At 39.5% G+C, this 22,577-nt stretch carries 13 protein-coding genes; all 13 read left to right on the forward strand.

The features are described 5' to 3' along the window. The first annotated feature begins 118 nt into the window (after positions 1–118). The 13 genes from NH153_RS12425 to NH153_RS12485 all read left to right on the forward strand — a co-directional run bounded on the left by NH153_RS12425 (position 119) and on the right by NH153_RS12485 (position 22,577). On the forward strand, positions 119–1,216 hold the full coding sequence (locus tag NH153_RS12425) for a YcjF family protein (RefSeq protein ID WP_063704290.1): 1,098 nt from the start codon (positions 119–121) through the stop codon (positions 1,214–1,216). Next, positions 1,203–2,771 (forward strand): GTPase family protein, encoded by a 1,569-nt coding sequence (locus tag NH153_RS12430; protein ID WP_063704293.1) that lies wholly within the window; start codon positions 1,203–1,205, stop codon positions 2,769–2,771. Before NH153_RS12425 ends, NH153_RS12430 begins: the two co-directional genes overlap by 14 nt. A gap of 200 nt (positions 2,772–2,971) precedes the next feature. Next, positions 2,972–4,552, forward strand: a complete 1,581-nt coding sequence (locus NH153_RS12435) for a type I restriction-modification system subunit M (protein ID WP_063704295.1) — start codon at positions 2,972–2,974, stop codon at positions 4,550–4,552. Positions 4,553–4,554: 2 nt separating this feature from the next. After that, positions 4,555–5,757: a restriction endonuclease subunit S gene (locus tag NH153_RS12440; RefSeq protein WP_063704297.1), complete on the forward strand. Its 1,203-nt coding sequence runs from the start codon at positions 4,555–4,557 to the stop codon at positions 5,755–5,757. Positions 5,758–5,779: 22 nt separating this feature from the next. After that, entirely contained in the window at positions 5,780–8,827 is a 3,048-nt protein-coding gene (locus tag NH153_RS12445; RefSeq protein WP_063704299.1) for a DEAD/DEAH box helicase, read from the forward strand. A 356-nt stretch (positions 8,828–9,183) separates the two neighbouring features. Next, positions 9,184–10,863 (forward strand): tetratricopeptide repeat protein, encoded by a 1,680-nt coding sequence (locus NH153_RS12450; protein WP_063704301.1) that lies wholly within the window; start codon positions 9,184–9,186, stop codon positions 10,861–10,863. After that, on the forward strand, positions 10,853–13,672 hold the full coding sequence (locus NH153_RS12455; protein WP_156503636.1) for a DEAD/DEAH box helicase: 2,820 nt from the start codon (positions 10,853–10,855) through the stop codon (positions 13,670–13,672). Before NH153_RS12450 ends, NH153_RS12455 begins: the two co-directional genes overlap by 11 nt. A 208-nt stretch (positions 13,673–13,880) precedes the next feature. Beyond that, on the forward strand, positions 13,881–14,303 hold the full coding sequence (locus NH153_RS12460) for a hypothetical protein (protein ID WP_063704303.1): 423 nt from the start codon (positions 13,881–13,883) through the stop codon (positions 14,301–14,303). A 77-nt stretch (positions 14,304–14,380) separates the two neighbouring features. Further along, on the forward strand, positions 14,381–16,486 hold the full coding sequence (locus NH153_RS12465) for a DUF8426 domain-containing protein (protein ID WP_063704305.1): 2,106 nt from the start codon (positions 14,381–14,383) through the stop codon (positions 16,484–16,486). Between the two features lie 10 nt (positions 16,487–16,496). Continuing rightward, positions 16,497–17,864, forward strand: coding sequence for an McrC family protein (locus tag NH153_RS12470; protein ID WP_205630232.1), 1,368 nt, complete (start codon positions 16,497–16,499; stop codon positions 17,862–17,864). Between the two features lie 327 nt (positions 17,865–18,191). Beyond that, on the forward strand, positions 18,192–18,872 hold the full coding sequence (locus NH153_RS12475; RefSeq protein ID WP_063704307.1) for a vWA domain-containing protein: 681 nt from the start codon (positions 18,192–18,194) through the stop codon (positions 18,870–18,872). Positions 18,873–18,900: 28 nt separating this feature from the next. Further along, positions 18,901–21,903 carry an ATP-binding protein gene (locus NH153_RS12480; RefSeq protein WP_063704309.1) on the forward strand — a complete coding sequence of 1,001 codons (3,003 nt, stop codon included), beginning with the start codon at positions 18,901–18,903 and terminating at the stop codon, positions 21,901–21,903. Beyond that, on the forward strand, positions 21,903–22,577 hold the full coding sequence (locus NH153_RS12485) for a hypothetical protein (protein WP_063704312.1): 675 nt from the start codon (positions 21,903–21,905) through the stop codon (positions 22,575–22,577). Before NH153_RS12480 ends, NH153_RS12485 begins: the two co-directional genes overlap by 1 nt.

Here is a 22,577-nt window from a genome sequence, read left to right on the forward strand (position 1 = left end):
TAAAATAGTAAAGACATTTAATGAAACTAAGCTTGAATTATTTATCAAGAGATTCAGGTTTTGTTATTCAATACAAATTAAAAGGCTTTTGTTTCAATTTTTAATATTAAGGCGTGGAATGTTCGAAACAATAAAGGAATTTTTCAATCCAAACGGGAACCCCGATTTAACTAAAGCACATGAGTTTCAGCGCAAGAACTTACCTACCTTGTGGCTGCTTGGTAAAACAGGTGCAGGCAAGTCGTCTTTGATTCAGGCCATTACCAATTTGTCATCAGTTGAAGTGGGTAATGGTTTTGAGCCTTGCACCATGACAGCGTCAAAGTACGACTTCCCCCAAGAACGCCCAATTATGCGCTTTATGGATACACGAGGGCTAGGCGAAGCCGACTATAACCCTAAAGAAGATCTAGATAAATTGGGTGATACCTGTCATGCGCTTGTGATTGTGATGAAGGTGGATGAGCCAGAGCAATCTGCGGTAGTTAATGCTCTCAAAAAGATCAAAAAGCAAAAGAAAATAAAAAAATTGTTGGTTGTTCATACCGCAGTGCTAACTGCATCAGAGAAAGAACGGGAGCGCCAAGTTGCGTTTAATCAACAAAAGATAAAAGATGTGTGGGATGAGAATGTAGAGTCGGTGATTGTTGATTTCGAAGCCGATGATGGCTCGATTTATAACTACGATTTACTGATCGATAAACTTGCGAGCATATTGCCGATTATCAATGTCATGGTTGAAGATAAAGAGCACTCGGCCAAGGAAAGTAAAAATTTTGATAAGCTAAAAAACGAGGTTCTATGGTATTGCGGGAGCGCCTCGACAAGCGACTTGTTCCCTGGTGTTGGGCTTGTATCTGTGCCGGCTATTCAAGCCAAAATGCTCCATAGCTTAGCGAACCAATATGAAGTTGAATGGAGCATGGAGGTCTTTAGTGAGCTTATAGGAACTTTAGGCAGTAGTTTTGCTCTTCAATATGGCATTAAGCACGGTGCTAGGCAGCTAGTTAAGTTCGTTCCTGTCTATGGTCAAACGGTTGGCGCAGTTACGGCGGCAGCTTTAAGTTTTGGTTCCACCTATGGTTTAGGCCGAGTAGCTTGTTATTATTTTTACCACAAAAGCCGAGGTGAAGAGATTTCTGAACAAGAGATGCAAGATCTCTATCGTGACGCAATGAAGAAAGGAAAAAAGGCCTCTAGTTATGAAAGCGATTAAAAACCTCTTTCGTCTATTGCTTGATCTCTCCAGTGGTCGTTGGGCTTTACTAGTAATCAGTACTGTTTTCCCAGTTCTCATTACTATGGGTTTTGGTGTTGTATTGGCAGTAAAGCACGATTATTTGCTAGAGCTGTCGATTGCAATTGCAGTAAGCTCGCTGTCAGTGATGTTACCTCTCTATGTGCTCAATGGCAGAAGGAAGAAGCTTGTAAATGCCAATGCAGGAGAGAATCTCAAGCGGATTGATGACGGCTTGGTGAAAGCCTCGAATGATTGGTCAAAGACAGAGCTCACCGTTTGGAATGAATCAAAGCAATTAGTGAGGCAGCGCCTAGAGTCTGACCTTGAATGGGGTGATCTCGATAAGGCAGCGTTAGACGTTTTGGATATAGTGGCGGCTCGCTTTAACAAGGAGTCATTTGACTTTTCGATTCCAGAGGGATTAAAGCTGTTTGAAGAGGTGAGCCGAAGATATAAAACGGTCATCAAAACCTACATTCCTGGTGTCGAGTATCTTAAAGTTTCTTATATTAAAGCGGGTTACGATGCGTATGAAAAGTACGGTGAGCTAGGACAGAAGCTATTTAAAGTGGCTATTTGGGTGAATCGTGCAAGACAGACATACACCAACCCAATGAAAGTCGCGATTGATATCGCCAATGAACAAACCGGCCGTTCTCTAACCAAAGGATTGGTTGATGATATGCAATTAGCTGCTAAAACAGCCTTTCTCGATGAAGTCGCTGCCGTTGCCATTGACTTGTACAGTGGCCGTTTCAGTATTGAAGAGAGCGATCTGAAAGCTTCTGATGCATCACTGGCTGATGCGGAACGACTTGCGAGTGAGTTAGAACCAATCCGTGTGGTAACTGTTGGCCAAACCAGCAGCGGAAAATCGTCTTTAATAAATGTTTTAAAAGATGCATTAGTAGCCGAAGTCGATGTACTTCCATCCACTGATAGCACCACCACATACAGTACGTCCGTTGATGACAATGATGTTACGATGGTCGACCTACAAGGGCTTGATGGAGAAGAGAAAACACAACAGGCAATGCTCGATGAGATGGTTCAAGCAGATGTGATCGTATGGGTGCTAAAAGCGAACCAATCAGCGCGTGCTCTTGATAAGCAGTTGAAAGCGAAATTTGATGAGTTTTATACGAGTCGTAATAACACCTCTAGGAAGAAGCCCAAAGTAATCTTAGTAGTAAACCAAGTTGATATGCTTAAGCCTGTTAATGAATGGTCGCCGCCTTATGATATTGAGGCACCTACATGTGAGAAAACTAAGATCATTGGTCAAGCGCTCGACTTTAATAAGAACCTTTTACAACCAGATGTGACTTTGCCGCTGTCTATTGCGCTAGATAAACCTCATTTTGGTGTTGAGGGGTTACAGCAAACACTGCTCGACAGCATTGCTGAAGCCAATAATGTACAGAGAAATAGGCAGCGCATTGAAGCGATGGAGCGTGGTGTGCCATTTAGTAAACATTTTGGGCGAGCAATCAACTCAACCAAAAAAGTGTTCACGGAAAAGTTTCGCTAGTATATTTGTGCCAATCAATGGGTCAGTTAATTTGATTTGACTCTTTTACAACTGCAGCTTCTGGAACAATTAACCATTTATTAAAAAAGCACGCTAGAAAAACAAGTGTAATACAATCGCACTTGTAAAAGGCGAGTCGCAAAGCGGCTCCCAATTATCAGAATTAGATATACATTTGCCATCAGGTAATGAGGAACAACATGATCACAGGTCAGTTAAAAAGCAAAATCGATAAACTTTGGGAAGAATTTTGGACAGGCGGTATTACCAACCCGCTTACCGTAGTAGAGCAAATCACCTTTTTAATGTATGCCCGCATGCTTGATATGAACGAGCAAGCAGACGAACGCCGCGCTGCACGCACTAAAAAGCCATTTAACCGTCGTTTCGAAGAAAACGAACAGCACTTAAGATGGCAAAACTTCCGCCATTTAGGCGCCGAAGAACTTTATAAATTGGTAAAAGATGAGTTGTTCCCGTACTTCTCAAAAACATCAGACAACGAGTCAACCGAAGGCGCAATTTTCAACGAGTTTATGAAAGACGCCCAGTTGATGATCCAAAAGCAATCATTGCTTGTGCGCGCTGTTGAAATGGTTAATTCGCTGCCACTTGAAGACTCAGATACAAAAGGCGATTTATACGAGTACTTACTCAGTAAACTGACCACCGCAGGCATTAATGGACAGTTTAGAACGCCGCGTCATATCATTCGTGCCATGGTCGAAATGATGGACCCAACACTTAAAAGCCGTATTTGCGACCCATCAACGGGCACCGGTGGCTTTTTATCGGTCTCTTACGAGTATTTACTTGAAAAATACACCTCACCAGAGGGCATTGAAAAAGACCCACTGCTTGACGAAGACGGCAACCCATTGCGCGATTCCGACGGAAAACCGCTATTTAACACCCTTTATTCAGGTGATTTAATTGACGCTGAGCAGCGCAAGCATATTGATACCGACATGTTCCACGGCTTTGACTTTGACGCCACCATGCTACGCGTAGCGGCAATGAACCTAGTCATGCATGGCATTAAACAGCCCGATATTCATTACCAAGATACCCTAAGCCAAAGTTTTAAAGAGCGCTTTTCAACAGAGGCCAAAGAAGGCTTTGATATTATTCTCGCTAACCCGCCATTTAAAGGCAGCCTAGACGAAGAAGACGTCTGCCCAGAGATTTTACGTAAAGTAAAAACTAAAAAAACCGAGCTGCTATTTGTTGCGCTCATTGAGCGCATGCTAAAAATTGGTGGCCGCACCGCAACCATCGTACCCGATGGCGTATTATTTGGCTCATCAAAAGCACACCAACAACTGCGCCAGTTATTGGTTGAAAATAACCAGCTAGAAGCCGTGGTCTCACTACCAAGTGGGGTGTTTAAACCTTATGCGGGTGTATCGACGGCGATTTTAATTTTCACCAAAGGCGGCAGTACAGATCATGTTTGGTTTTATGACGTACAGGCCGATGGCTTCTCGCTAGATGATAAACGCACACCGATTAAAGATAACGATCTGCCAGATTTAGTCGCGCAATTTAAAGCCCGTGATAAAGCAGTAGCTGACAGCGATAGCAATGATAAAACCCAAAAAGCGTTTTGGGTGAGTAAAGACGAGATTGCTGCGAATAAATATGACCTTTCAATAAACCGCTATAAAGAGGTGGTTTATGAAGAAGAGCAGTACGATCCACCAAAAGAAATATTAGGTAAGTTAGTGTCGCTGGAAAATGAAATCTTGGCCGACTTAAAAGAACTTGAGGGTATGCTTTGAGCATGATGAAAAAATTCAAAGATTTAGTTACCGCTAACGGAGTTTTTTCTGATGGTGACTGGGTAGAAAGTAAAGATCAAAATCCAAATGGTGATGTTAGGCTAATACAGTTAGCTGATATTGGTGTGGGCACTTTTATTGATAAATCTAACAGGTTTATGACTAGTGAGAAAGCTGAAGAATTAAAATGCACGTATCTTGAAGAAGGAGATATATTGATTGCTAGAATGCCTGACCCTATAGGCAGAGCGTGTATTTTTCCAGAGTTAAATACCAAGTGTGTAACAGTTGTTGACATTTGTATTGTTAGACCAGCTTCGGATGAAATTGACAGCCGTTGGTTAATGCATTTGATCAACTCTGAACGTTTTAATAATCAGATTTTAAAATTTGTGACTGGAACAACTAGGCAACGAATTTCAAGGGGGAACTTAGCAAAGTTAGATGTCGAAGTTCCACCACTCGAAAAACAAAAACGTATTGCCGCGATTTTAGATAAAGCCGACAACGTGCGCCGCAAACGCCAACAAGCCATCGACCTCGCCGACGACTTCCTCCGCAGCGTCTTCCTAGATATGTTCGGCGATCCAGCGACAAATCCGAAGGGTTTTCCTCTTGGCATTTTATCTGACTTTTATATTGATCATAAAAATGGCACCAAATGTGGGCCATTTGGCAGTGCCTTAAAAAAGCATGAATATGTTGAAAATGGTGTGCCTGTATGGAATATGGACAACATATCTCTGAACGGGAAGTTTACAGATTCGCCTCGATTGTGGATCACAGAGAGTAAGTATGTAGATCTGGAAGCTTATTCTGTTGAGGATGGAGACGTTATCATTTCGAGGGCTGGTACTGTTGGAAAAATGGGAGTTGTTCGCTCTAAATCAGAACACTCAATTATTAGTACCAATTTAATCAGAGTTCGCTTTGGTGAAAAGTTAAGGCCAGAGTATTTTGTTAATCTGATGAATTACTGTAAAGGACGGGTTGGAAGACTAAAAACGGGACCTGATGGTGCGTTTACACATATGAACACGGGGATTTTGGACAAGCTTGAGTTTCCTTATCCACCAATTGAATTGCAGAATAGGTTTATCGAAATTAAAGAAAAAGTAATATCTTCACTGGAAAAAAGTGAAAGAAATGAGATTGATAATCTGTTTAATTCACTAAGCCAAAAAGCTTTCGCTGGCGAATTATAAGAATAACAACAAGGACGTTTTAATGAATGTTAGTGGTTTCTCTGTCAATGAAGATTTGTGGCAAAGTCTAAGACACTGCCAGCAAGAAAGTATTCAAACGGCGTTAAGTTACTTAAAAAAGCCGTTAAATGAAAATGCGAACTCTTGCCTTATTAGCTTGCCAACAGGCGCAGGTAAATCGGGTGTAATAAGTATTGTATCTCACAAAGCGACCCAAAAGCGGGTACTTGTGTTATGTCATCGACGTGCTGTGTGTGATCAACTTTTTAAAGAAATAAATGGAAAATTCTTTAGTGATCGTGTTGAAGGTGAGGTTATCAAGCTAAAGACTGTTTATAGTGATGTGAACGATACATCAAAAAACGGCGTGTACGTTTCAACATTCCAGAAGCTACAAACTTTCGATAATGCTCAGCTAGAGCTGTTAAAGCAAAATATTGATCTTATTATTATTGATGAGGGGCACGCCGAACCATCTCCAGTATGGAGTACCTTGGTACGCGGTATTAACGCTCATAAAGTCGTTATAACTGCGACTCCTTACAGGAATGATTTGTATCAATTCGATGTTACCGAAGATGCCAGTTATATTTATACCTTTGAAAGAGCACTTGCAGATGATGTTTTAAAAGCCCCCACTTTTGAGTCAATTTCTTTAGCTGAATTAAGCGGAAAAATCACCGAATTCTTAGAGGCTAATGATGGCACAAAGTGCATTATTAAATGTGAAAAATTCGAAGATATAAAAAGCTATTACGATTTGTTAAACGATGACTTTTCAGTATTAGCAATACATGAACAATTTACTAAAGATGAGCGAGATAATGTAAAGGTTAAAGTGCCGTCGAACCTAAAAGGTTCTGATTACCAAATCATTATTCACCAGCGGAAACTTGATGAAGGGGTCGATATTCCCGAAGCTAAGTTATTGATTTTGGCCTATGCCGTTAATAGTGGTCGGGAACTAGTTCAAACCATCGGAAGAGTAGTACGCTTATATGGTGATATAGAGCCTAAGATTTTGGAAATTGAAAGCGATGCAAATAGCCAAATGTGGCAAAACTACAGAAAATTTGATCGTTCACTTAATACCACTGAGTCAGTTAAAAAATTCATAGCATCATTAGACAGCAACAAGTTGATTGACCGTTACCTAGAAGCATTTCCTGATGTGAGTTATTACGGCAACCGCTTTGTAAGTAAGTTTGACCTAAATACCTTTAATCCCGAAAGTTCTCTTAATATCCCAACTGCATCAATTTGTTTTTTGAATCAGGCGCAGGGATTCTGCATTCAGCTTTTATCAGATCATCTATATTGGCGATGCAATAATGCTGGCGAACTTGCGAGAATATTTGCTACAGAAACTGGTATTCATGGTGTTATATCAATCGCGTTCAATAAGTCTCGGTTTTTAACAGACCAGCTTTTCTTTGAGCCTTCACTTGAAATAACATTATATAAACAGCTCTCGAACAACATTGTAGCAATTTATGATAGCCGAGGTCGCAGATTTAATGGTGAGAAAGATTTTAAACTCGGCTCAGCGGTATCTCTAGATAAACTGCTTAAGGTAATGTCATTAGGCGAATCAGCCTCAACTAAAGAAGCAAGTAGTAAATCGATTAGCTCTGCTAGAAAACGTCCTGAGAGCATCGCGGTAAAAGGGAAAGATTTAGAGCAAATGGCTGACATGCAAGCCAATGCGTCATATCGATTAGCTACAATGCGTTGTGATACCTATGACCAATACAATAAAAAGAATGGTAGTTATTATGTAGGTGCAGACTCTGGGCGAATCTCAGATCAAAAAGAGTCCTCGTTTACATTGGATGAACTTAATGATTGGCTTACAGATATTGATAGTGTGATATCTGCAAATATTAATATACAAAACGCCTTAGTACGTTCATACGCAAAGCCAATACCTGTTGATGAAAATTTTGAAGCTCACAGTTTGATTTTTGATTTAACAGAGTTTGAGTCTCCGATAAGTATTTTTATAGCAGGGGAACAATATACACTCGATAATTCGTTCTTGTATTTGGCCTATGACAAGGGCACTTTGCTTATTGATGGTGTTGAAGAAAGTAAAATCTTGGTCAACTTTAAGCAAAGAGAGCCATATTTAGAAATTGCACCAGAAACGGAAATACTCTATCCACATGAAGGTGAGGAACAGCAAGACATAACTGATTTTCTCAACAAGCACTTACATAAAGCGCTTTTAGCAAATGGGATCACCTATTCAAAGGGTAAGTTCTATCAATTAACGCTTCCTGTGGCGGATAGTTTTGAATTAGGTGCTTCTAACCTTGCAAATGTTGTTATCGGGCTAGGGTATCTTGTTGGTGCAAACTTAGATGAGAAAGGATATCAAAATGGTGCTCATCAGGTTGTTGACGGAGGCTTTAGCAGCGATTCGATTTTCTACTTAGTGGATCAATTAAAAGCTAATGGCTTAGCCAACCCAACAAAAAGCGAACTAGGCCCATTTTCCCCTTACATACCTGATGCAGACTTGCTAATTAACACGGATATGGGAACCGAGCCTGCTGACTTTATAGTATCTTCAAAAAATAAATTAGCATTCGTTCATGTTAAATGTGGTAGTTCAATAAATCCGCGTTCATCGGCTGGAGCACTTGCTGAAGTAGGATCTCAAGCTGTAAAGAATATTGAAATGCTAATCAGTGGTGATGCTGAACTGAAGCCTACAAATTGGAATAGGCTTGATACAGCTTGGCCAGCCCCAGAAGCAGAACAAAATATGGCTGAAAGAATTAGACTTTTCCAAGGTGCTACTTTTGAGGCTCAAAATGAGCAGGAAAGATTAGAAAAACTAAACGAGCTATGGGATACCGTTGCAATGAGAAGACGCTCAACAGCAGTAAAAAAGGAAATTTGGATAGTTGCTGCCAATAGCTTTTCGGCTGCCCATTTTGAGCAACAATTAAAGTTAGGTTCAGAGGCAAATGGCGAAACTTTGCAAGCTTTCCAATTACTAAATAGTTGGCTAGCGACGGCGCATAATAATGATGTTGAGTTGAAAGTTTTTGTTTCACCATAGTTTCGGTAAGTCTTAATAGAGGTTAGTAGAACCAATCACTTCCTTAGGGCTGTTTGAAGTAGAGTTGATTTGGCACAAAGACAACCTCTCAAGCTTGAGAAAAACTAATAGAGAACCTACTCAGTTAGTATGGAAACTGTATAAGAAGGTAAGGATTGAACATGCAAATTCAGATTGGCATAACTGCATTACAGTTGGCAAAGTTGCTTCCAGCACACTCGGCATATTGGAATAAGGGAAGAACTGTGCTCAGAGTCGTTGATTCTGGCAAAAATAACAAGGTTGTTTGATGTACGATTTATCGAAATTTAAAAATCATAAGATGCTCACACTCTGCTTTCAAACAGGGAGTGCGTATGGCTGATTTTACGTTAGATAAATCACATGCAGAGAGGGCGCTGCTTAAGCAAGTTGCCGAAAAAGTTGATAAAGGTGAAAACCAAAAGGCAGTTATACTGTTGCAAGAAGCTCTTGAGTTACACACTGATTCAGAGTTGATACTGAATAGTTTAATTAACTTATATAAACAACTCGGCCAGCTAGATGTTGCTCGTAAATACACACAAACCTTGCTAAATCTACAAAGTACACAAGTGGATTTACCTACCGATAGCGATTTCGACTATCTAGATGCGCAATTGCTCGAACTAAGCGAAGAAGAGTACAGTTTTGACGAACCTTTGGTTGAGACTCCTGCACCCAGAAAAACATTAAGTTTAAAAACAAAGCCTAAACCTCAGCCAAAAGATCATGATGAAAAGTCAAAAATTGTTGTTAAAAACAAATTTAAACATGCACTAGATAACAACAAACCTAAGTCTGAACGTGCTTTCCAAGACACATTTAAACCTGATGTTGCTTGCCAAACGCAGGTTGCTGCTCATAGTGAGCAAGCTGATGTATATAGCACCAAAGGTAGCATATCGACACCTGTTAGCTCTGAGCCTAGTGAACCGACTAAGCTAGAGCTGCAAAATGATGCTGACACCATTACTTCTGTAACGTCAAAGCAAGACAATAAGCAGCATTCGCAAGCCGATGAAGGGTCATCCAATTCGACCGAGCAAAGTGACACACAATTGAAAAGTTTGCCACTAGCCAAAGAAGAGCTTGATGGGACCGAAGAAAACGACATAGCAACCAGTGATTTTGATTGGTTTGATAATGATTTTGAGTCTGTATCTGAACAACAAATAGAAGAAGACTATTTTGATGACTTTGAGGTCTCGTCATTTGAAGAGAACGAGTCAGCTAATGAATTAAGTTTTTATGACTTATGGGATGATGCACTTGACGAATGTGATGAAGCAGAAGAAGAAAGAGGTGTTTTAGCCGATACATTAACACCCGAAGCGCGAGCAAAGTTAGTTGCGGTTGAGTTTGTTGATTCAGTTAATTGGGATAAAAGCACTTTAGCATTTTTCACAGAAGTGTTTACTTCGAGAGGTTGGAGCAATATCAAGACAGCCTTGGAACGTGAGGTGAATGCGGGTGCCACTTTTGAAGAGCTGCAATTAGCATTTGAAATTAAAACATTGTGGCTGCAATCATCAAGATATTGGATCACATTCAGTCGTGCATATGGGCCTGGTGAATCAACCGATGCGACCTGTCGTCATTGCAGTTGGAGCCAGGCGCTTAGACTACTGCGAGTTTTTGAGTCGATACCTGAACTCGAGGAGGTATATGATTTTCTTGAGCATGAGTTTGAGCTTTGGTTTAGCCATGGTGTTTTAAGAAAGTGCTTTCCGGCGTTCGCTAAATACTTGTTTAACTACAGATTACATGAACGCAATATACCAGAATTCAATCATGGGTTTTATGGAACAGGTGAATACGAACAAGCAGATTTAAACTGGTTACAGCTTCCACATAGTGACGAGATGAGTCATTTAAGAGAACTAGGACTAGACTTACTCTCTCTTCATGCCCCCAAAATTGACTATATATCAGACAAATACACGCTCGAATACTTATTTGAGTACTGGCGCTCAACAACCCCAGAGAGTGAAAGAGGAAAAAATTTTGAAAAATAATAGAAAAATAAAACCAGTTGTTGGTTGTTGGGTCAAACATAGTATTCGAGGGGCGGGCCTTGTTATTGGTGTTAAAGATGGATTAAACGGTATTACTCTTAAGGTGGCGTGGAAGAATACAGAGTTTGACCGAACTGATGTGCCCCTCTCGTCTGTGTCTTCGGGTTTCATGCCAGGTATGGAGGTGCAGCATAAGCCGGCTTCAAAAGCTGATAAGTCATTAGGAGAAGGGCTCGTTTTGAAGACACGCTCAGTAGCTGGTTTTGATCAAGTATTGGTTCATTTTTCTGAGTTAGGCGCATCGCGTTGGTTACCTTTTGAAAGGCTTGCTTGGATCAAAGGTGTAAAGCATCGGTTTAGTAAAAGAGACTTTGGTGATGAAACGTCGCCAGAAAAATTTAGGCTTAAGGTACTTGCCCATGCAATTGAAAACTGGAACGAAAATACAGGGTCATTATCTAGGTTAGATATTGATCCTTTACCTCATCAAGTTCATTTAGTGCATCATATTCTTGCATCAGGGCACCTTAATTGGTTGATTGCCGATGATGTGGGTTTAGGGAAAACCATAGAAACAGGCATGCTACTAAAAGCGCTGGAGCAAAGAGGGCAAGCCGATAGAGTACTACTTATTACTCCTGCAGGCCTTACTGCGCAATGGAAAGAAGAGTTACATCATAAGTTTGGTTTAAGTGACTTTAGAGTGTACGGCGATAATTTCCAGATTGAAGAAGAACGTGAATGGGGCATGTATAAACACGTTATTGGCTCAATCGATAGGTTCAAAGAAGAGCGTCATCTTGAGAAGTTGTTAAGAGCAGAGCATTGGGATCTGGTTATATTTGATGAGGCACACCGCTTAAGTCGCAGGCAATATGGCTTAAAATATGATGTTTCAAATCGCTTTCAGCTTGCGAATCTATTGAGAAGTAAAACAAAAGCGATGGTGCTGCTGAGTGCGACACCTCACCAAGGTAAATCAGATAAGTTTCAAAGTTTATTGATGTTGTTGGACCCAGAGCGTAAGAGCGAGATTGAGACTTTAGCACTCAACCCAGAAATTTTATCTGAAATGATGATCAGGAATAACAAGTCTGATGTTACAGATTTGGCTGGTAACTTTATCTTCAAGGGTAAGACAACCAAAGCAATTAAAGTACCGTATGATAATGTGATGAGAGCTTTTGACGATTCACTGCAGTCATATTTACGCAAAGGCTATTTAACAGCGAGTGAATTAGGCCAAACAGGTAATGCGATAGGCTTTGTAATGACTGTTTATCGTAAGCTTGCAGCATCAAGCGCAAAGGCAATCAATAAAGCACTAAAAAATAGGAAGCGTAGATTAATAGAAGAGTCTGTCGCAATTATAGATTCTGAAGACTTTTTTGTTGAAGATGAGCGTTTTTACGGTGAATCAGAAGAACTATTGTCACAAAATGGCAAAGCAAAAGAGTTCTTTGCTGGTGAGCTTGAGCAGTTAGATATTCTAATTGCCGAAAGTGAAGAAGTTTTGAAGAACGATTTGAAAATAAAACAATTCGCTGACACCTTAATACCCAATATTCTTGCTAAAAATCCAAATGAAAAAGTGCTTATTTTTACTGAGTACAAGTCAACTCAAGAGTACATAAAACACGCTTTAGAAAACCAATTTGGAATTGGTTGCGTTGACCTAATAAATGGCTCAATGAAGCATCAAGATAGAAGAGTTTCGATTAACAACTTTGAAAGTGGCGGGCAGTTTTTAATATCTACTGAGGCTGGTGGTGAAGGTATCAACCTTCAAGATAAATGTCATATTATGGTTAATTATGATTTGCCTTGGAACCCTATGAGACTTGTTCAGCGTATAGGTCGTTTATACAGGTATGGGCAAAAAAATCGGGTAGTCGTATTTAACTTGTACTCACCAGAGTCAATGGATGACCAGATCATGGAGTTAATGCAAGAGCGTATTGAGCAAGTTGTTGGAGATTTAGCTACTGTTAGTGGTGAATATAATGAAAGGCTAGGAGACGAAATCTTAGGTGAGTTTGCTGATCTTATTGATGTTGAAGGTATTTTATCTGATTCAATTGGTGAAGGTATAACTAGAACAACAGAACGTATTGAAGATGCATTACAAAAGGCTAAAAATGCAGCCAGTATGCAGAGAGAGCTTTTTGAGCATGCTGCTGGATTTAATCCAAATGAAGCGAAAGAAGAATTAAATATTACATCTGAACATGTTAAGTCGTTTGCAAAAGGTATGTTTATTTACCTTGGTATTGAAATTGTTGAAAAAACACATAAAGACCTCGTTTGGCATATCAAAATACCTGAAGATTTAACAATTGAACTTGGAGTTAGAAAAACAAGGTGGGAAGTCACATTCGATCGTAAATTACATGCGAAACGAGAAAATTGTGAAATGATGGACCTTGATAATTTTATTTTCAAGTTCTTGCTAAACAAAGCAAAGTCTTATGAATTTGGTGGTCTATCGACTGCTATTGTTAATGGTGAAAGCTTGAATGGCGCATTAGTTTGCTCTTATTTAAGGTGGCAAAACGCCACAGGGATCCGTCAACGACAAGAGTTAGTTGCTGCTTATATCGAACAAAATAAAAAGCCGCTTATCAACTCTCAAGTATTCAGTGATTGGCTTAAGTCTGAGTCAATTTCACATAGCTCTGATATTACTTTTGACACTAAAGCTCTATTTGAACAAAGTGAAAAAGTTAGCTCAGATTTGTTGGAAAGCAAGTCAAATAGCTTATTACATCCAGATGGAGTTTACCCCTTGGCCGCAGCTGTGTTTGAGTAAGTTTTAATAGTAATCAAGCTTCGAGATAAGTCAGTTTGAGTTTTTTAATTTGGTTACAAATTGACTCTCCATTTTAAGTCAATACTGATAGCCAATAAAATTAAAAATTGCATTGCGCAGTTTTTACAATTGGCTCTGAGGATTACACAGGTGTTTAGGTATTTAATTAGTTTGAAATGCTTAGTACAAGATTATCAAAGGGTATGATGTGAGAGAGTATATACGTCTAACTGAATTAGAGAAAGTAAGCGCACGCTTTGAAATCGAAGCTCGGTATGCAAATCGTTTTAACGAGAAACTCATCAACCAGTTTATTCATATTCTAGAATTGGCGACGATGGTTGAGCTTGGTTACGACGATTTGCTTTATTGTTTATCTTACTGTTCAGAAGGCTATGAAGTATTTTCTAGCTTAGCTGATGTTGAACAATATGCTGAGGCAAAAGGTAAGAAGTTAAATATGATACTTGCCTATCGGGTTTATAGTTTAGAGCAGTCTTTAAATTTTCCACAGTGCTTTACAGAATATTCAAATGTTTTGAAAGCTTGTGTTGGTAGTCAGGGCTTTCTCGCGACGTGCTGTGCAATAGATGAAGTGGATAGTGAAGAATTTTATTTGGTTAGTAAATAATCTTCGTCTTTCAAGTTGTAAAATGTTCGCAATGGTCATGAATAGAAAGACTATCGTGAACTGATTTAAGGAAAAAAATGGATTTGCAGAATTCGCAGTCTGAAAAAAGTTTTTTAGAGAGTTTCGAACAATTCCCTTGGATAAAAAGGTGTCTTGCTTATGAGTCATTCAACTCGTTTTTGAACAAGAGAAATATCAATTTACCAGCTTTAAACGATGCTATAAGAGTGATTAGTGAAAGCTCTTTAAGGTTTGATTTTTATCATGTTAATCATATTCGTTCTGCGCTTAGGTTCGGACATAAGGAAATTGGTAATCAAACGGGAAAGGTTGCAGGGCAGTTTGAGGTTTTTGAGAAAAACCTAATAGTTAGGTTCCCAAAACGTTATGGTAGAGAAAAGAGTATAAAAATCAAACTAGCAGATGACTTAAACTTAAACGCTCGGCGTCTAACCGAAGAGTTAAATAACTTAACTACCTTTTTTAAAACTAACTCGCTGATTGGAGAGGGCCATTGGCCAAGAGATTATGATGAAGAGGTCAGTGTCGATGAAATCTACAAAAACAATACAAGGACTAATGTAATGAATGGTACTGCATTAAATCAGATTCTATACGGACCACCAGGAACGGGTAAAACCTACTATACCATTGAGGCTGCGGTAAAAGCGGCTCATCCTGAGTTTACTTGGAAAAGTCGAAAGGATTTAAAGATGCGATATGATGAATTAATAAATGCTAAGCGCATTCGCTTTGTTACATTTCATCAAAGCTACGGTTATGAGGAATTTGTTGAAGGAATTAGTGCAGACACTGATGAAAAACATGGTATTTCGTATAACAAGCAAAATGGTATTTTTAAGCAAATCTGTAGTGATGCTAGTAACGCAGCTATTGAAGTCAACGATACTTTTAATTTAAAAGGAAAAGTTTGGAAGCTCTCGATTGGTGGCGCGCACTCAAACCCTAATAAAACCTATTGCTTAGAAAACAACCTGGGTGCTATAGGTTGGGCTCATACTGGTGATTTAAGTGAAGAAGGATTGAATGATTACCATGAAGGCTTAGGAAAAAACGCTAAGAATACACTGGAATATTTTTCAAATACTGCAGAAGTTGGCGAGCTTGTTTTATGTATTAATAGTAAAACCTCTATTGAAGCTGTAGGTGTTATCACTGGTGATTATCAGTACCAAGAGCAAGGGTTACCGAGCGATAATGATTACAGACACCACTTGCCAATAAAATGGTTGGCAAAAGGTATCAATGTAGACTTTAAAGAACTCAATGGAAATACGAGCTTTAATTTATCTACTTTTTACCCATTAAGAAGATTAACACCGGCAAAAGTATTTGAGCACTTAGAAAAAAATGATGTTGAAATAGCGCAATACAAAAAAAAGCAGTCAAATGAAGTAGATAATTACGTGCTAATAATCGATGAAATTAATCGCGGAAATATTTCAAAGATCTTTGGTGAGTTAATTACGCTCATCGAAGAATCAAAGCGGATTGGCAATGAAGAAGAAATTAAACTGACTTTACCAGTTACAGGGGATGAGTTTGGTGTACCAAATAATGTGCACATTATTGGAACAATGAATACAGCTGACCGCTCATTAGCAATGATGGATACCGCGCTAAGACGTCGCTTTGATTTTGTTGAAATGATGCCTGATTACCAAGCTTTAAGAGATGAAGCCAATGCTCCATATGTAATTAAAATCGATGAAAAAGAGATTGATTTAGTTGCTTTACTCTCGACTTTAAATAAACGCATCACTGCTTTGTATGATAGAGAGCATCAGCTGGGCCATGCTTTTTTAATGCCTGTAGTTAAGCATGTCACTGATAATCACTACTCGAGTGCGGTTACAGAGCTAAAGAATTGTTTCCAAAATAAAATAATTCCTTTGTTGGCAGAGTACTTCTTTGAAGATTGGGAAAAGATCCGTCTAGTTTTAGGTGACAACCAGAAAGAGCAGAGCAGTAGAACATATCAACTTATTGAGCATACAAGCGCAGACTTTGAGAGCTTGTTTGGGAATAATCATGATTTAGGTGACGGCGAAAAAGTGCAAAGCTTTGAACTAATCAGTTATGACAATGAAATATGGGATGAAGCATTAACCTATATTGGTATGTACGATGTGAAGAAGTTCAAATCGCAACAAGAAGGTTAGTTTTGACGATATGTTAAAAGGAGTTAAGCGCGTAAAAATCATTCATCATCAAGTGTTTGAGTATGGGCTGTTGAGCGCAGATAATAAGGCGGCCCATAATGAGAAAGTTAAAGAGATCTCGTTTGATGCATTTAAATACCTCAAAGCGTGTTGTTTATGTGATGAATCTGAGTCGCGCTTTTTAAAGCTGAAAATTTTTCAGGGTATGGAAGTTCTGCAAGTTCAAAATTATGCAGGCGTTGTACTTTGTCCTGATGGTACGCAAATAGAAGTACTGCCAAAAGTAGCTAAGGCGAATGATGAAGAAGCGTCTTTTTCTGATGCGCAAGACTCTTTGTTGATGATGCTTAAAGCACTTAAGCAATTTCGCCATATTCAAACTGAAGTGGCGAGTATTCGAAAACAAAAAATGCCATTGCTAGAAGTTTTCATTGCTCAGTTTTTAAGTACAGTGAACGCTTTGGTCAAAAAGGGTATAAAAAGTGACTATGTTCGTGAGCAAGATAACTGTCACTTTCTAAAAGGTAAGCTGCTGCAAAGTCAGCAGCTTAAACACAACTTTATAAATCGACATAAGTTTTTTGTTGAATACGATGCTTATATTACTGACAGAGCTGAAAACCGCTTGATTCATGCAGCGCTTAAATCCGTCGTTGCTTATACCAAAGTGATGAAAAGTAAAAAGTTAGCGCAAGAGCTGCTGTTTGCTTTTAATGAGATCCCTGTGAGTTCAGATCATAAGAAAGACTTTGATAGTATTAAGCTTCAACGGGGGATGCAACATTATGAGGCTCCTCTCAATTGGACTAAATTGATATTAGAGGGCCATTCACCTCAAGCAATGAAAGGCGCGCATGCTGCTTATTCATTGTTGTTTCCAATGGAAGCGTTGTTTGAAAGTTACGTAGCAGATTACTTAAGCCGGCGTTTAGCTAGTGGTTATTCACTTAAAAGTCAATCCCAATCTAAAACATTAGTAACTCATGATGATCAAGGATGGTTTAGGCTAAAGCCAGATATAGCATTTTCAAAAAGAGACAAATTGGTGTGTATTTTAGACACTAAATGGAAGTTGCTCGATCAAGCTAAGAAAAACGGGTCTGATAAATACGGCCTTTCACAATCAGACTTTTATCAAATGTTTGCTTATGGCCATAAATACTTAGGGAGTAAAGGCACTCTGGTGCTGATTTACCCTAAACAAGGCGACGATAGAACAGGCTTTACAAAAGTCATAGAAAAACCATTTAAGCTTGATGAACACTTGAAACTTTACGTTGTTCCTTTTGATCTAGATAAAAGTGCGCAAAACCGCATTGATTTAGAATTCATTTTTAACCAAATAGAGGCTTCGTGTAATAGAGAGAGATTACTTTAAATACTTATTTCTTATCTAGCAATCATTCAATACTCTGTTACAATCCAAAAATAGAGAACAAAACCAAGTTGATACGGAGTTTCAACTGCAAATAAAATGGATTTTCTTACCTCGTTTGCAAGCTTGTAATCCTCCTTTTTCACTAAAAGTGTTTAGTATATTTCCAATAAGTTTTCTTTGTAGAAAATATTTAACAGTATTCATTACATTTATCTTTTATTAGAACGAAATGCATTTCTCAACATTGAGAAATTGGACTTTTTAGAGAATCTTAAATTATATATCTCTCAACTTACAATTTAACTATTTAATTTTAAAGGTGATTTCATGACATTCGACCCGAGTAAATTTGTTGCACCAACAGCGAAGCCGATTCCTGTGGTTTTGTTGCTGGATATTAGTTATAGCATGAGTGGAGCACCTATTGATCAATTGAACAAAGCTGTTCGAGAGATGATCACTAGCTTTTCTTCCTCAGAAACCTCGGAAATTGAAATTCAACTTTCTGTAATTACTTTTGGTGCAGAAGTAAAGTTGCACACTCCTTACACGTCAGCAACTGACATTGAATGGGAGGATTTGTCTGTAAATGGTGCCACTCCAATGGGAACGGCATTGAAGATGGCCAAGGCGATGATTGAGGACAAAGAAGTGACTCCTTCTCGAGCATATCGGCCAACCATTGTACTTGTATCAGATGGAGGGCCAACTGATGACTGGGAAAGCCCATTAAATGAATTTATTCAGGAAGGCCGATCTTCTAAGTGTGATCGTATGGCTGTAGCTATAGGAGACGGTGCTGAGCGCTCTGTTTTAAACCGGTTTATTGAAGGTTGTGAGTATCCACTATTTACACCTGATAACGCATCAGATATTAGGGATAGCTTCCGTTATATCACAATGTCAGTTACTGCTCGAAGCAAGTCACAGAATCCGAATAAAGTAGTCAACGTTTCAGCTCAAGCTGAGCAGAAGGCGACTGAATATGAAGACGATGAGTTGTTCTAAGAACTGTTGACAATAAACAGGAAATGGCATGAACCAAGATTTGATCGCACCAGTAAAAACTGCAGAGTTACTGAAAGCACTGGACAATGTTGCAACTCCAGTAAAAGTTGCTAAAAAATTAGTTGTATCCAGCAACTTGGCAGAGAGTGAATATCAGTTTTACAAGATAGATAGTCTGACTCACTTTTCTGAGGAACCTCGGAGGGAAGCTCTTGAAAATGTTTACAGCAGTATTCGTTTTTCTGGAGCCAGCCTTGTGTACCTTTTACATGGTAGTTCTTCTGGTGTTGATCTTTATCTTGGTATCGCTCGGAGCCACCAACACAAGCCTCCGGCTTTAAGTGTAAAAAATATAGCTGACTCCATTCTTAAGCCGGTTTTTGAAGGGAACTTTAGAGGTAGCAAACTTCATCAAGTTGATGAGAAGCATGAGTTACTGAGTAAACTTGAAAGATTTAAGCATGTTGGTGTTTTGCAGGGGGCCGTTGGTAACCAGGAGCAGGGCGAAAACAATTTTTTCCAAGGTATGGATAGGCTCGTTGATGTGATGTTGGGTCAAGAATTTTGCCTTGCTATAACTGCATCAGCGATGTCGCATGAGAAACTGCTAGAGCTGGAACAGATCGTTCATCAAGGTTATGCGCTATTTGCCCCCCTTTCTAAGATGTCATATCAACAAGGAAAAAATAGTGGAGAAGGCCGCAATCTTGGTGACAGTATTACGAAGTCTAAAGGTTATAACTATTCAAAGAATAACGGTGAAAGTGATTCAGAAACGTCAGGTACGAGTAAGGCTACAAGCTCTGGAAGTGTATCGGATACAGGGTCTGTAGGTAAGTCAAAGTCGACTAATAGTGGTGAATCCTGGGGTAGTAATTTATCCGAAAGCAAGGGATTAAATAAAGGTATATCAGTTAACTCTGGGAAGAGCCAGACAGTTTCAACAGAAATACACAATCGAAAAGCGCAGCAATGGCTCACATATATTGATGAGGTCTTATTGCCTAGAATTGACTACGGGCGCAGTCGAGGAGGGTTTGTCTCAGGGATCTCGTTGTTTGCCACTAGCCACCATTCGCTATTAACCCTAAGTAATACGGCTATGTCAGTTTTTTCAGGTAACTCTGGCAACTGTTACCCTTTACACTTTATGTCGGTTAGTGAATACCCTTCCATTGTTAATGAGCTAAGAAACCTACAAATACCAACTATTGAACTGAATAACCGGCAGAAAGAGCCAAATGGCTATCTTTTTCATCACCTAAAGTCCCGTTTGGTTGAAAGAGATAGAGTTATCATGGGAACGTATTGTTCTCCTCGTGAACTATCCCTTATCGCTGGATTGCCTCAGAAAGAAGTGGCGGGTATCGCTTTAAATGAAGAAGTGAACTTCGGTTTGAACCCACCTCAAGTTGATGAAGGTAGTAAACTAGTTTTAGGGGAACTTGTCCAAGACGGCAGAAGTATCCCTAATAATGATGTAAGCCTGAATATTTCAGAGCTGAACAAGCATATGTTTATTGCCGGTGTTACGGGAAGTGGTAAAACGACTACTTGTCATCATCTCCTTAGAGAAGCCAAGCTTCCATTTTTGGTCATAGAGCCGGCGAAGACTGAATACCGAACATTGATGGAAGAGTTTGATGATCTTCTGATTTTTACACCGGGACGAGATGATCTTGGGGCATTTAGATTGAATCCACTTGAACTAATGCCCGGTGAGTCAATTTCGGCCCGAGTCGATATTCTAAAGGCTAGTTTTGCCGCTTCTTTCGACATGGAAGCAGCTATACCACAAGTTCTGGAAGCTGCTATTTATCGCTGTTACGAAAAGATGGGGTGGAATTTGACGACGTCCCGACATCCAGAGTTCCCGAATCCCTTTGCTGAAAATGTTTATCCCTTCCCTATCATACAGGACTTGTTGGAAGCAAGTAAAGACGTCATTGAAGAGCAGGGCTTTGATACTAGGTTGCGGGATGACTATATAGGCTCCATAAAAGCCCGTCTGCAGGGTTTGTTGGTCGGCTCTAAGAAGCAAATATTCAATACCCTGCGTTCTATCGATTTTGCGGCACTATTAAAACGAAGAGTGGTTATTGAGCTTGAAGAGATCCGTAATGGAGCAGAGAAGTCTCTGATTATGGCTTTTATCATGACCAATATGGTTCAAGCCTTGAAGAATGAGCATAGAATAAATCCTGGCTTTAGGCATTTGACTCTTATTGAGGAAGCTCACCGCTTGCTTGCTCACCCGGAACCGTCAGAAAGCAATAATAAAAAACAGGCAGTAGAAATGTTTGCTGACATGCTGGCTGAAATCAGAAAGTACGGAGAGGGCTTGATAATTGTTGATCAGATACCGAGCAAGTTAACACCCGAAGTATTGAAGAGCACAAATACCAAGATAGTTCATAAGTTGTTTGCCCAAGACGATAAGGATGCAATTGGTAACACAATAGCTCTTGAAAAAGATCAGAAGACGTATCTTTCAAGGTTGGATGTAGGGCATTGCGTTGTGTTTAGCCAGGGGTGGCAAAAAGCTGTACAGGTTCAAGTTAAGGTAGAACCGGCGTTGGTAACTCAAGCGGACCTTCCACTAAATAAGGTTGAAAAAGTGATTAGGGATAGGTTTATCGAGTTCTGCCAATTGCCTACCAGTCGAAGGCTACTGCCAATGTTAAGCCATTCTGGACTAAGTTCGATTAGCACAACACAGGTTAGCGATTTACTTAAATTCTCTCTGGAGACGGATCTGTTTTTCTGCTGGGAGAAGTTTTTGCTAGAGCAAAGTGAATCCAATAAGGAGAAGTTAACTCAATCTATAAAAGAGGGAATTGAACTTACTGGGAGTACGGAAATCGTTATCAACCATATTCTTTTTCATATTTACCCGCCAGTACAAGGACACGATGAGTCAACTCAGCATTGGCGATCTAGGCTTGATTCTACGGTTAATTGCTTGCTTCAAAAAGAAAGCTTTTTATTTGCACGATTGAATTTGAATAGTTCATATAGGAGAAAAATGTAATGTTAGGTCCGTTAGTAAATGCTGCTGTATCTATTGGTTCCTCTGTTTGTAGTGCCATTGGTGCGGCATGTTCGTCACTTGGTAGTGGTCTTGCAACCACAGGAAAAGTCATTATTAATGCAATTCAGGTTGGTTTGCCGATTGCAGAAAAAGTGTTTACAGCCGTAGACCTTGTGGCTAAAGCCTGGGGGATTTTTACAGAGGATCACAAAGAAGATGATTTGTACGACCTGGGTATGCGAGCTGAACAAGCTTCAATGAACGGAGTTAAGTCAGATAACTTTGATTCATATCAGGAGTATATCGATCATCTTCGGAATGATATCGAACTTAAGTCAAATCCTTCACTTCGTGATGAAGATAAGTTGAAGTACGGCGCTCTTGGTACTGCAATAGCAATGAAAGGTATTAGTGACAAGTATCAAGTCGAAATCCCGGATTCGTTCTGGTTATCAGGTGTAAATATGAATCTTCAGCCTGAACAGTTCAAGCCTCTCTTGGACATATTTGAGTCAGAGAAAGTAGCTCCTAAGCTGGAAGACTTCAATAAAGGAAAACTTCCATTTAGTGAACACGAAAAAATCTATGATGTACTTGAAAGCTACCTTGGAGAATCTATGACAGCTAAAGAAGTTGAGCAGTTTTTTGCTGATGCCAAGAAAAACTCAGCCTAG

This window comes from Pseudoalteromonas gelatinilytica (genome assembly GCF_001641615.1).
GTDB lineage: Bacteria > Pseudomonadota > Gammaproteobacteria > Enterobacterales > Alteromonadaceae > Pseudoalteromonas > Pseudoalteromonas gelatinilytica.

Excerpts from the sequence above, each read along its gene's own strand:
- NH153_RS12425 (WP_063704290.1), top strand. The coding sequence starts at position 119 with ATGTTCGAAACAATAAAGGAATTTTTCAATCCAAACGGGAACCCCGAT.
- NH153_RS12430 (WP_063704293.1), top strand. The coding sequence starts at position 1,203 with ATGAAAGCGATTAAAAACCTCTTTCGTCTATTGCTTGATCTCTCCAGT.
- NH153_RS12435 (WP_063704295.1), top strand. The coding sequence starts at position 2,972 with ATGATCACAGGTCAGTTAAAAAGCAAAATCGATAAACTTTGGGAAGAA.
- NH153_RS12440 (WP_063704297.1), top strand. The coding sequence starts at position 4,555 with ATGATGAAAAAATTCAAAGATTTAGTTACCGCTAACGGAGTTTTTTCT.
- NH153_RS12445 (WP_063704299.1), top strand. The coding sequence starts at position 5,780 with ATGAATGTTAGTGGTTTCTCTGTCAATGAAGATTTGTGGCAAAGTCTA.
- NH153_RS12450 (WP_063704301.1), top strand. The coding sequence starts at position 9,184 with ATGGCTGATTTTACGTTAGATAAATCACATGCAGAGAGGGCGCTGCTT.
- NH153_RS12465 (WP_063704305.1), top strand. The coding sequence starts at position 14,381 with ATGGATTTGCAGAATTCGCAGTCTGAAAAAAGTTTTTTAGAGAGTTTC.
- NH153_RS12470 (WP_205630232.1), top strand. The coding sequence starts at position 16,497 with ATGTTAAAAGGAGTTAAGCGCGTAAAAATCATTCATCATCAAGTGTTT.
- NH153_RS12475 (WP_063704307.1), top strand. The coding sequence starts at position 18,192 with ATGACATTCGACCCGAGTAAATTTGTTGCACCAACAGCGAAGCCGATT.
- NH153_RS12480 (WP_063704309.1), top strand. The coding sequence starts at position 18,901 with ATGAACCAAGATTTGATCGCACCAGTAAAAACTGCAGAGTTACTGAAA.
- NH153_RS12485 (WP_063704312.1), top strand. The coding sequence starts at position 21,903 with ATGTTAGGTCCGTTAGTAAATGCTGCTGTATCTATTGGTTCCTCTGTT.